The organism is Candidatus Protofrankia californiensis (assembly GCF_900634765.1).
Taxonomy (GTDB): Bacteria; Actinomycetota; Actinomycetes; order Frankiales; family Frankiaceae; genus Protofrankia; species Protofrankia californiensis.
This window is the reverse complement of record NZ_CAAAFT010000484.1, coordinates 10,759-11,646: the sequence shown is the minus strand read 5'-3', so window position 1 is coordinate 11,646 and position 888 is coordinate 10,759. Positions and strand designations below refer to the sequence as shown.

The 888-nt window shown below is 74.8% G+C and carries 1 protein-coding gene; it reads left to right on the top strand.

Annotation, left to right across the window (positions count from 1 at the left end):
• Nucleotides 1–141 precede the first annotated feature (141 nt).
• On the top strand, nt 142–867 hold the full coding sequence (locus tag DD1DGNOD_RS24905) for a LutC/YkgG family protein (RefSeq protein WP_131771153.1): 726 nt from the start codon (nt 142–144) through the stop codon (nt 865–867).
• Nucleotides 868–888: the final 21 nt, after the last annotated feature.

The following is an 888-nucleotide window of genomic DNA, read 5'->3' as shown; positions in this document are numbered from 1 at the left end:
CCGTCGGTCCGGTGCCGCTGCCCGGCCCGGCCGCGGCATGGAGCCGGGCCCGCGACGTCCCGCTGCCACCACGGGAGTCCTTCCGTGCCTGGTGGGCGCGTACCCGTGGCGAGAGCGCACCAGCGGCGAAAGGTGGTCGTGATGAGCGCACGTGAGCAGATGTTGCGCCGGATCCGGGCGGCGCTCGCCGACGTGCCCGCGGCCGAGAAGCCCGAGGACGTCCCGGTTCCCCGCGACTATGCCCGTACGGCCCGCACGTGGGAGCGGCCGGCGGCAAGAGTGGAGCCGGCAACGGTGGAGCTGTTCTGCGAGCGGGTCGCCGACTACCGGGCCACGGTGCATCGGGTGCGTCCGGACGGCCTGGCCGTCGCGATCACGACGGCACTCGTCGGCGCGCGCCGCATCGCGGTTCCGGTCGGGCTGCCCGCGGACTGGCTCGCCGCAGCGGCACAGACGGTGGCGCAGGCGGGGGGACAGGTGATCCGGGACACCGGCGAGGCACCGCTGTCCGTGACCGACCTGGACGCCGTCGACGCGGTGCTCACCGGCGCCGCGGTGGGGGTGACCGAGACCGGCACGATCGTGCTCGACGGCGGCCCGGTCTGCGGCCGCCGCGCGCTCACGCTCGTCCCCGACGTGCACGTGTGCGTCATATCGTCCGAGGACATCGTGGACGGCGTACCCGCCGCCATCGCCCGCGTACGTCCGGACCGGCCGCTGACCTGGATCTCCGGCCCGTCCGCGACCAGCGACATCGAGCTGCACCGGGTCGAGGGCGTGCACGGGCCGCGCACCCTGCACGTGATTGTCCTCGAGAGCCCCGGCGCTCCTGGCGGTCCCGATGCACCGGACCGGTCCGCACCATGACCTGGCCCGCACGTGATCGGG

What these genes read in the sequence shown, in the direction of transcription:
- DD1DGNOD_RS24905 (WP_131771153.1), top strand. Translation starts at nt 142, where the DNA reads ATGAGCGCACGTGAGCAGATGTTGCGCCGGATCCGGGCGGCGCTCGCC.